The following is an 11,451-nucleotide window of genomic DNA, read 5'->3' as shown; positions in this document are numbered from 1 at the left end:
CAGACTATTCCCGGTCCTTCACACAGCGTACGCTTAGGCCACTGTTTTTCACCACATGCCCCTGTCCGAGCAGTGGGAAATTATTGACCAGGCGGTAAAAGGCTCTGCCGTCAGCTTGTTGGGTTGCTGTCCAGAACACGGCGTTTTCACCTTCAAAAACCGAGTATCCCCAATTACCAGCCATCAAGGCATCGAAGCCGGAAGGGCTGCCTTCGCCCCGGATCTTATTGGGTACGTTCACCCCCGTTCCGCCCTGTCCGTCTACAGACAGATAGGCATTGAAGGCTTCCCATTCTTCCTTGGTGGGCAGGTGCCATTCGCAGGGGCAAATGCCTTGTACTTCTTCCTCGCCCGCTGCTGATTCAGCACCGTTCATGGCGGCATCCCAGGTGTAATGGGCGCCCATGGCGTTGGTGCAGTTAAGGTCCTGGCAAAAGCGGCCCTCTATCGCGACTTCCGGATTTTCAGGAAGGTGTTCGGTGCGCAGGTTTTGCGTGGTCCAGCATTGTCCGCCTATGTCAACGGTTGGGTATTTGTTGCCATCCACATCGGTGATACTGTCGCGGCCACAGACAAATTCCGGCTGCCCAACCAGCACAGAGTCGATAGTAGTTATGGCGGGTTCACCACTATCAGTGACGGTAACGGTGTACCAGCCGGTGGTGAGTTTTTCAATGCGCTCGGTGTCTTCCTCATTGCTCCAAAGGAAGGTGTAGGGGCTTGTGCCTCCGCTGACCGAAACGGTTGCCGTACCGTCGTTGCCACCGAAATAGGTGACTTCTTCCACGGTGAAATTAAGGTCAAGGGGTGTTGCATCAGGTTGCAGCAATTCGAAGGTCTTCGAAGCTACCGTGGACTTGGTGTCGATAATCTTGACGGTATAGCTACCGGCTGGCAATCCGGAAACATCTTCGGTGTCCGGCCCGTGGCTCCAGAAAACCTGATAGGGCGGCGCACCGCCTTCCACGGCTATGTCAATTGCGCCATCAGCTGCACCAAACGCGCTGGGCTGCATGGCTTCACCGGTAATGGTGATGAACGGGATATTGATCGTATCCTTATTGCAGGCCACAGCCATGAACATGACTACCGCAGCCGAAAGGATAAAAAGGGTTGTTTTTCTCATGTTGGTTTTATTTAAAGTCGAGTTCAGACTGTGGTAATTTCCAGTATAAATCAGTGTATGGGTACTCAATCGGTGCAGCCTCCCGGTCACCGGGATAAATCGGCAATTGCAACGCCTGCAGGTAATGGAAACGGTCGCCCTCAAATGCCATTTCCTTAATGCGCTCGTTGTGGATATCCTGCTCCGTAATGCTTGCCAGCGGTTCTAATCCGGCCCGCACCCGCACCTGATTAAGGTCTTCAGCTGCGCCTGTTGCATCACCCGATCTAAAGCGGATGATGGACCGGGTCAGCAACATTTCCGCCAGACGGATCACGGGCACATTCGAACGTTGCCCATCCGTAGCCCGGTAGTATTTGTCGCCCCAGACATGTGGGTCTTTGATGTGCGGGTATTGCATTTCGTATTGCGTGGGGTCAGCCGAGTTGGTGCCCGGATTACCCTCAATGCGCCAGAACAGCTGCTGATAACGCTTGTCTTGCAGCGCCGCTTCTGTAGTACCAAGATTTTCATCCATCCAGCCTACCTGTTTCAGGATGGTATGGCTCATCGGGAACTGATTCCAGGTGCAGCGCTTATGGTATTCGCCCCGTCCGCCGTTGGTCGCCCGGTAGTCGCTCCAGTTCATGCTCGTTGGCACTTTATTGGGGCGGATGATCTCGGGGTCGTGGTTGTTGGTGGCCCAGATGACCTCGGCTCCGTCCTCCGCATAATCCTTGTTGAAGGCCTCTATGGGATCTTCACTCAGCGTGAAAGGGCCACTAATGACGTAGTCCAGCTCCGCCTCAGCCAGTTCGAACTCGCCCATTTGGAAATACACCCTGCCCAGCATCGCAGCAGCAGCGTAGCGTGTTGCCCGGCCCTGCACATAGGAAGGATGGTGAATACCGGCGTCATAGGCTTCCGGTAGTAGCCCCTTTGCAGCTTTCAGATCATCAATGATTTGATTGTAAATGACGTCTGTGGTCACGTACCGGGGGCTATTGGCCTCCTCAGCGGACAATGGGGTTTCCAACCGGAGCGGCAGGATTTCCTCTGTAGAGAAATTAGGTGCTCCGGGCACAGGGCAATGCCTGCGCGTCAGGTAGAAATAAGCGTAGGCGCGCATGAATTGCATCTCACCCTGAATGCGGTCCAGATTAGCCAGGTCGCGCTCCGTAGGATTATCGAATGGCCGATAGTCATTCTCTATCAAAAAGTCGAGCACGGAGTTGGCATGTGTGATGCATTTATAGCCCAGCGAAAAACCGGAGTTCGCTTTGGTCATTTCCACGCCCGTGGTCCGCAGGTACATCTCCTCAAAGGGGATGTCAGCGGAGGTGTTGGGCAGAAGATATACAGCATCCGACATACAGTCGAAAATCAACCGGTCGTCCCCGAAAAAATTACTCCATGAAGAAGTGAAGGCATAGTTGTAAGGCGTCACCACGCCCCGTTCCAGCTCCTCCATGTTCAGCCAGGGGAACTCAGGCGGGTTCTGCAGCTCAAAAAAATCATCGTTATTGCATCCGGCAAATGCCAGTAGTAAACTCAGGGCCAGGATGCGTTGCTTTATGGTATTCATAATTTGGCTCTTTTCAGGTTAGAATTTCACAGTTATCCCTCCGGCGTACATCCGCAGCGGAGGCAGCACACCACCGCCGGACTCGGGGTCCCAGCCATCGTAATGCGGTGCCCACGCCCAGAGGTTCGTACCAGTAAGGTATACCCGCAGGCTTTGCAAACGCCAGCGCTGTACCATTTCATTGGGGAAGGTATAGCCCAACTGCAGGTTTCGCAGCCGAAGGAAGTCCGCCCGGTAGAGGTACTTTGTCCAGTTGACGGTCTCTGTTTTATAGTTACCGGTAGCCTCAGTCCAGTCGCCTTTGCCGGTTGGAGAATCAGGATTTTCCACATCAGGGTCCCAGCCGTAAGGGTAAGCGCCCTGCCAGCGCAATTCAGGGTATTTGGCATCCGGATTATCGGGAGTCCAGGTATTGCCAATCATGTCAGAGCGAAGCACAACCTGCCCGTATTGAACATCCGTGGTCCGTTGTTCTTCGTAATCGTAGAGGTAGTCTCCGGCGGAGAAGCTCATGAAAACGGACAGGTCGAAACCCTTATACTTAAAGGTATTGCTGAGCCCTCCAAAGACTGTAGGCACGGCGGTTTTGTCTTTATGGATGATACGGTGGTTTTGTAGGTTGTTCAGGGTAGCCGGTATTTTGCGCCCGGTCTTAATCGTCTCCCCGGTTGCCTCGAAGTGGTCGATATCAATCTCCCAGATCATATTGACCCCGCGTTCGGGATCCACACCAGCATCCTCAGCCATGTAGTAGGCCCACAGGCGGCCACCAGTTTGAGAAACCCGGTTGCCGCTCAATAATCCACGGCCCGAGCGGTCCAGATCAGGTGTCAGCCGGTCCACCCGGTTGCGGTTGGTGGTGATATTGAAATCGGTAGTCCAGGTAAAATCATTACGCCGGATGTTCGTGGAATTCAGCTCCAGTTCAACCCCCCAGTTGGACATATCCCCGATATTGCCCCAGATGTTATTACCCTGCAATCCTGCAGAAGTTGCCAGGGGGGAAGCTAACAATAAATCCGAAACATTCTGCTGATAATAAGCCACTGAACCGGCTACTCTGCCGTCCCACAACCCGAAGTCCACCCCGGCATCGTAGCTACTCGTGGTCTCCCAGGTCAGGGAAGGCACGCCGATATTGGTGATGCGGGTACCTTCCAGAATCACATCCGCCGGGCCGTAGCGCCAGTCGGTGCGGTTGGTATAGGTGGTCACAAAGCGGTTGCTGGGAATGTTCTTGTTGCCCGTTTGCCCGAAGCTGCCCCGCAACTTTACCGTACTAAAGGTCCGGTTGTTCCAGAAAGGCTCATCGCTGATTACCCATCCGGCAGAAACAGCCGGGAAGGTACCCCAGCGGTAGTCCTCGTTGAACTTGGAAGAGCCATCCTGCCGGAAGCTCAGCCCAAGGAAGTAACGGTTCAAAAATTTGTAGTCTGCCCGGCCGAAAAAGGCACGCAGGTATTCTTCATAGGAAAGCCCGCCGGAGAGGGTCAGCAGGTCCTGCGGGTTCCCAATTTCCTTATAGGTGCCCGTGAGGTTCTGCCCTTCCATCAGGCGCAGCTGCTGATTGATGGACTGCGACTCCGTACCGGCGGTAAGACTGATGCCGTGATTGCCAAAGTCGCGGTTGTATTTGGCGTAAACGTTGTAGTTGATGCTTTGGCGCACCCGGCTTTCATCAGAAGCAAAGGAGCCAAACTCCCGCAACGAAGCAGTCACCCAGTTGAGGGTATTGGACTGCAGCAGGTCAAAGGAGCCCTCTGCCCGGAGAGACAGCCCCCGGATCGCCGGTATTTGATACTCCAGCGCCAGCCCGCCCATTCCACGGTAACTTGTCACCTCATCCACCAGCATATCCCGGTCAATGGCGGCTACCAGGTTGTTGCCTGACATGGGGTTCCAGTAGCCTGTGGGGTGGTCGGAATTAAAGATGGGGTACCAGGGCAGCGCATTCCGGTTGGCATTACCCCAGCCGGCGCTGTTGCCACCACTGTTGTTGCCAAGCGCACCGCCCACCTGCTGCTTTACGCGGTCGTTATTCGTATAACTGAAGTTAAGGCGAGTCTCCACGCTCAGGTTTTCGAAAGGATTGAACTGCAGGTTCGAACGCACGGAATAGCGCTCCAGCCCATTATTACGCAGCACGCTGTTGTCGTTGCGATAACCGAAGGAGACATACATATTGCCCCCTTCAAAGCCTTTTGTACCCGAAACGTTGATGTCCTGATAATTACCCTGATCCAGGATCTGATCAAACCAATTGGTGTTGACCGCCAGGGCTTCCTCCCGGCTCAGACGGGCAATGGGGTCGTCCTGGAAAAGGTTCAGGATGGAGTTGGGATCAAACAGTGCCTCCTCTTCTCCGCCAAAGGAGTTGAAACGGGCGGTTTCCACCAGATTGAACCACTCTTCGGTATTCGCAAATCCGATATCGTCTGCCGTTCGGGAAGGCTCCGTGAGGCCCGCCGAATAGTCAACGGTAATGGAACCCTGCCCCTTTTTACCTGATTTGGTGGTAATGATGATCACCCCATTGGAGCCCCGGGAACCGTATATGGCCGTAGCGGCCGCATCCTTCAGCACCTGAATGGATTCGATATCGTTGGGGTTGATCATACTCATCGGGTCCTGTGCGGTAGCACCATTGCTGGCCCCCAGTGAAGAGCCTGTATAAATCGGCATACCGTCCACAATCCATAGCGGGTCGGTGTCGATAGAGATCGAACTGATGCCCCGTATTTTAACGGTGGAAGGCGCACCCGGTACCCCGCTGTTGGAGACCACCTGCACACCGGAAGCCTGCCCCTGCAAGCCATCCACAAATGAAGTGGTCTTCAGTTTTGTGATGTCCTCCGACTTAACGGTGGCCACAGAGCCAATCACATCGCGTTTTTTCTTGGTACCGTAGCCAATAACCACAACTTCGTCCAGAGCTTCCGCATCGGTGGACATTTTGAGGTCAATGCGCGTTTGTGTGCCAATCAGCACTTCTTCGGAAGCATAGCCAATATAGCTGAACACCAGTACTTTCCCATTTTCCGGGACACGCAGGGAATACTGCCCGTCAAAATCCGTAATCGTGCCCACTTCAGTATCCTTCACCAGAATATTTACCCCGATAAGCGGTTCCCCATCCGTATCTGTCACCTGCCCGGTAAGGGTGCGCTGCGCGTAGGTGTGAGCAGACAGCAAGAGCAGGAACAGGAATAAAAAATGCCTCATGGTTGTGTCTTTTTTGGTATGGTAGCACCCGGTCTGCCCGGGCACCGGTTAGGTTGTATCCCCAAATATACTTTCCGGCTATATCGGGCATGTGCAATATCATCCCGATGAACCGGGACAAACGTACCAACCTTTCAAATCTGCTGTGCATAATGCCATTCTGGGACAATTGTCACGGTTGAAAGGGACGATTCTACACAGGAAATTCTGATGAGCTGCCCAACTTGGTGACCAATCAATAATTCTTAACCAAACACCAAAAGGCATGCTATTCAGATACCTGATTTCCGCTGTGTTCCTTTGTCTGTTGTCCCTTAGTCCGATGTGGGGGCAAACCGTATCCAAATACGGGCAGGCGGATGCAGTGGTGATGGAAGCTTTTCCCGACTCCATCATAGATCAATCCAACGTAGGTAATAATATACTCGCGTACAAGCACCGGGAAGGCGACAACCTCTACGCCGTATATTCTTATGTCAAATTTGACATCAGCAACCTCAACGGCACTCAAATCGAAAGTGCCTCCTTGAGCTACCGGGGCAAAACCGGTGAAGCAGACTTCGAAGAGTTATTCGAACTGGAACTGCACAGCCTCAAGAGCGACTTCGACGCCGAGACCCTCACCTGGAGCAACAAACCGCAGAAGGACCAATTGCTTGGCATTTCTGCACTCAATTCCAGCTCCGCCCGCAAAGCCTTTATTAATGAAGGCACCCGTTTTGCGGACTACATCAATGAGGCAGCCCGTAAAGGAGAAAACACTATCGGCTTACTGATCCGCTCCACTGCCAAAGACTCCACCTCCAATATGTGGATTGGCGGTATTGGCAACGGCAACTATGGCCCGGTTCTGGAATACACTATCTCACCGGAAAAGAGCGGCTACGCCCACAGCGATGCAGTCGTTATGGAAGTCCACCCGGATTCCATTATCGACCCGGCCAATATCGGCGGCAATATCCTGGCTTACCGTGAATCCGTGGATGGCGAACTCAAGCGTGTGGAATCTTATGTCAAGTACGACATCAGCCACCTCGCCGGGCAGCAACTCGAAACCGTCAGCCTCAGCTACCGGGGCAAAACCGGGGCGGCTGACTTTGAAGACTTGTTTGAAGTGGAAATCCACAGCCTTAAAAGTGACTTTGATGCCGACAACCTCACCTGGAACAACAAACCTCAGAAAGACAAAAAGCTGGCCACTACAACCCTGAATGCCAGTTCCGCCCGCAAGGCCTTCGTGAATGAAGGCACCCTTTTTGTAGATTATATCAATGAAGAACTGCGGAAAGGCAATACCACAGTAGGCTTATTGCTGCGCTCTGCTGCCAAGGACTCCACCTCCAATATGTGGATTGGTGGGGTGGACAATGGTAACTACGGACCAATCCTGGATTACACCATCGCGCCTAAGGGCAGCCAATATGCCGCTGCGGATGCTGTAGTCATGCAGATGCACCCGGACTCCGTCATTGATCAGTCCAATATCGGCGGCAACATCCTGGCTTACCGCGAATCTGTGGATGGGGGACTGATGCGCGTGCAGTCTTATGTCACTTACGACATCAGCAGTCTGCGCGGCAAGCAGGTGGAAAATGTCAGCTTCAGCTACCGGGGCAAGACCGGTGCAGCTGATTTTGAAGAGCTGTTCGGATTAGAAGCCTTCAGCGTAAAAGCGGCTTATGATGCCAATACCATCACCTGGAACAATAAACCCCAGAATGATAAGAAACTGGCCACGTCCACGCTCAACGCCAGCTCTGCCCGTAAAGCCTTTATTAACGAAGGTACCAACTTCCAGGATTACATTAACGAAGAAATCCGCAAAGGCGCAACGGAGCTGCATATTATGGTACGCTCCACCGCCAAAGACTCTACCTCCAACATGTGGATCGGTGGTGCCGGCAATGGCAACTACGGCCCAATCCTGGAGTACGGTACCAAACCGATGGCCAGCGCCTACGGTATTGGTGATGCAGTAGTGCTCGAAATGCACCCGGACTCCACCCTCGATCAGTCGCAAGTGGGCGGGAATATCCTCGCTTACCGCGAATCTGTAGACGGCGTGCTACAGCGCGTGCAGTCTTATGTGAAGTACGACCTCAGCGGACTAAATGGCGAACAAATTGAAGCCGCTTCCTTCAGCTACCGGGGCAAAACCGGTGCCGCGGACTTTGAAGAAGAATTCGGTCTGGAACTGCAAAGCGTCAAAGCCGACTTCGATCCGGAAGCCGTCACCTGGAACAACCGCCCGGCAAAAGACAAAGTCCTGGCTACTTCTCTGCTCAACAGCAGCTCTGCCCGCAAAGATTTTATCAATACCGAAAGCCGCCTCGTGGAATACATCAATGAAGAAATCCGCAAAGGCGCAACAACGGTCAGCTTCCTGGTACGGTCTGCTGCCAAAGACTCTACCTCCAATATGTGGATCGGTGGTGTGGAGAACGGCAACTATGGCCCGGTACTGGACATTAGCCGCCCGAACCTGTTCCGTTTGGAAAATGACACGCTAACAGTTATTGAAGACGTATTCGTATCCGAAGCAGAAGCGGATACCAACTTTGAGATTGCGGATGCCGATATGCACGTCATCAATGCAGCCTCCACCAACGAGAGCAAGGACATTTACCTGAAGTTCAACATCAGTGCCTCCAAAAATGGCATTGGCATAGCTACGCTTATGCTCCGTGGTGCACAGAAAGACCCACCTTCACAGGACGAGAATTTCTGGATTGAAATCTACGGCACCGATAGCGATGACTGGTCGGAAGGCACCCTAACCTGGAATACCACCCCGGCTGTCACCACGGAAGCACTGGCCGAGTACAACATCACAGAAAGTGCCACTCACCTCGTTCAGGGAAATGCGCTGACGACTTACGTCAACGAAGCCATTAAGGCGGGCCGTGAAAACCTGACCTTCGTGGTCCGTGGCCGGGACGAGACCGCCTTCCGGGGCTGGATCTCCTCCAAAAACTGGGTACCTGCCCAATTGGCACTCGACTACTCTACACAAGATAAGCGGGTGATTGAAGATTCCTACGTGGCAGAAGGCGCACCGGACGAGAACTACGATGGCACTACCGCCATGCAGGTTGCTATGGATGATGATGCTAATAATGATCGGGAAACACTCGTTAAGTTTGACCTCGATGGTGCGCGCTCCAATGTCGTGACTGCAACGCTGACCCTTAGAGGGGATCAGGAAAACACCGGTATCCCACTTGACAACTTCTGGATTGAAGTGTACGGAACGACCGACAATTCGTGGGATGAAACCACGGTGACCTGGAATAACCGGCCAGAAGACGTTACCGGCCCACTCACAGCCTACAACGTAACCGAAAGCGGTTTTCATGATCTTTCAGGACCTGAGCTGACTGATTTTGTCAAGAACGCCATCAGCCAGGGAAATGAATATGTCTCATTCGTAGTTCGTGGCCGGGACAACACACCGGGCTCCAATGTCTGGATTTCCGATCAGGGCTGGCAGCCTGCCCGCCTGTTCCTCGACTACCGTCAGATTGTGGCAGCACCGGCTATCCTTACTCCTGCCGGAGACTATGTCCCTGAAGTGACTGTGGAAATTGTACCCCAAACGCCGGGGTCCACTATCTACTACACCCTGGATGGCACTGAGCCTACGGAAGAAAGCCTGCTTTACGAAGACGGCATTCTGCTGACTGATACGGCAACCGTTACCGCCCGCGCATTTGCAGATGGGCTCGTAGCGAGTAGTACAGTTTCTGCAACATACAACGTTGCGCCCGTTGGATTACCAGTATTCTCCCCTACTCCATTGGTGGAGTACAACGACGCGGTCAACGTAACAATCGACATACAGCCCGATGATGCCTTCGTTTTCTATTCAGATGAAGGCGGAGACCCACTGACACCCTATCCGGGCGGCGGCATCCTGCTGACCGAGACGACGACGATCCGTGCACGCGGCGTAAATTCAGAAGGCACTGCCTTTGGGCCTATCCTTGAAGCAACCTATACGGTTGTCAATACCGTACCTGGTACCGGTACCGGACCTGGTGGTGTGGGCGCTTCCGACAACGCGATTGCCGGACAGCCCGAAAACGCTCTTTGGCTCCGCGCTGATGCCATTGCAGATGTAGCCGATGGCGAACAGGTTTTCACCTGGGAAGACCGTTCAGGAAACGGTAACGATGCTTACAACACCTACGTGGAAGGCGGCAACAACGGTATTCCAAACACCGGCGAAAGCCAGAAGCCTGCTCCTACTTACATAGCCGATGGGCTAAATGGAAAGCCGGTACTTCAATTTGGGCTGGACGACGGTTCCACTCCGCTTAACCGTTCCCTCATCATTGATGATGCGGACAACCTTGACGGCGGTGCGGGCATCTCCATCTTTACCGTGTTCAAGCGGAATCAGTTTTATGCGGACTTCGCAGCAGTCTTCCAAAAGCGGGACATTACTGCCGGTGCCCCCGGACAAGCCTACGTAATTGAATTCAACGGTGGCTCTAATCCGCACACCTTGCAGTTCGTGATTGAGCGGTCGCTCTTCCTGCGCAGTGACTCTGAGTTTAATGACCAGGATTACTACATCGCGAATGCAGAGCTGCAGGGCGACTTTTCACAGGTTATCCTGCGCAGCAATGGTGGCATTGAGAAGATCAACAGCTTCAACGGTATTATTCCGGCGGTAGATGCCCCGGCTATCATTGGTGGCTTCCAGCCGGTCAGCATTCCTGAGCTCGTGGTTTACAAAAAAGGCCTGAATGCCGCTCAGAACCTCATCGTACACAACTACCTGGCCGTCAAGTACGGACTGGAGCTGATGGAAGGTGATACCGACCTGAAGCTGTACACGAACACAGATTATACTGAGGACCTGATCGGTGTAGGTAAGACGCTCTATATCGACGGCACTACCGAGCAGGAACACCGTTCTGCCTCCGGCGCTGGCCTGCAGATTGATGTACGCTCCCCATTTGCGGTAGATGACTTTGTAATGGCTGCCCATAACGGATTGCCGGTCACCACCGCCAACAACTGGGAACGCATCTGGCATGTAGAAGTCATTGGCAACAGCCCGAATGTAGATATGATCTTCGACTTTGAAGCCGCGGGCGTTGATGCACCGGGATCGGTAGACAACCTCAAACTGCTCTACTACGATGGTGAAGAATGGACAGACACCGGCCTGGCACCTGTTGCCGGCGCTGGCACCGTCAAGTTTGCCGTGGATGGCTTACAATCCGGTGAGTACCGCCTGGGTACGCTGACCCGTACAGTTGAAGTGGATCATTCCGATCTGCTCCGCGTATTCCCGAACCCAAACAACGGGGATGCAGTAAACATCCGCATCGACAACGACGCTCAGGGTACTATCCTGATCGGCGTATATGATTACACCGGCAAAGAAGTCCGCGCCATCCGCGTAGACAAAGCCGGCACCGTACTACAGGAAACGTTGAACCTGAACACCCTGCCTAATGGCATGTACACCGTGCGTGTGATGCAGGAAGGCAAGTTCCGGGCGATCCGCAAACTGATTAAGCAGTAA

At 53.5% G+C, this 11,451-nt stretch carries 4 protein-coding genes; 1 reads left to right on the top strand and 3 read right to left on the bottom strand.

What is annotated here, in order from left to right; translation table 11 throughout:
* Positions 1 to 4 precede the first annotated feature (4 nt).
* The 3 genes from ACO08I_RS00635 to ACO08I_RS00625 are packed head-to-tail and all read right to left on the bottom strand — an operon-like array spanning position 5 to position 5,912.
* The gene (locus ACO08I_RS00635; RefSeq protein ID WP_421948164.1) at positions 5 to 1,126 is read right to left on the bottom strand and encodes an FISUMP domain-containing protein; all 1,122 of its coding nucleotides are present in this window, start codon (positions 1,124 to 1,126) and stop codon (positions 5 to 7) included.
* Between the two features lie 7 nt (positions 1,127 to 1,133).
* Positions 1,134 to 2,690 carry a RagB/SusD family nutrient uptake outer membrane protein gene (locus tag ACO08I_RS00630; protein ID WP_044225832.1) on the bottom strand — a complete coding sequence of 519 codons (1,557 nt, stop codon included), beginning with the start codon at positions 2,688 to 2,690 and terminating at the stop codon, positions 1,134 to 1,136.
* Between the two features lie 18 nt (positions 2,691 to 2,708).
* On the bottom strand, positions 2,709 to 5,912 hold the full coding sequence (locus ACO08I_RS00625) for a SusC/RagA family TonB-linked outer membrane protein (RefSeq protein WP_044225831.1): 3,204 nt from the start codon (positions 5,910 to 5,912) through the stop codon (positions 2,709 to 2,711).
* Positions 5,913 to 6,177: 265 nt separating this feature from the next.
* Between ACO08I_RS00625 and ACO08I_RS00620 the strand changes: the two genes are divergently transcribed.
* Positions 6,178 to 11,451 (top strand): DNRLRE domain-containing protein, encoded by a 5,274-nt coding sequence (locus ACO08I_RS00620; protein WP_421948163.1) that lies wholly within the window; start codon positions 6,178 to 6,180, stop codon positions 11,449 to 11,451.

The sequence above is a fragment of the Phaeodactylibacter xiamenensis genome, from assembly GCF_965229835.1.
In the GTDB taxonomy this organism is placed as follows: Bacteria; Bacteroidota; Bacteroidia; order Chitinophagales; family Saprospiraceae; genus Phaeodactylibacter; species Phaeodactylibacter xiamenensis.
This window is presented reverse-complemented; position numbering and strand designations above follow the sequence as displayed.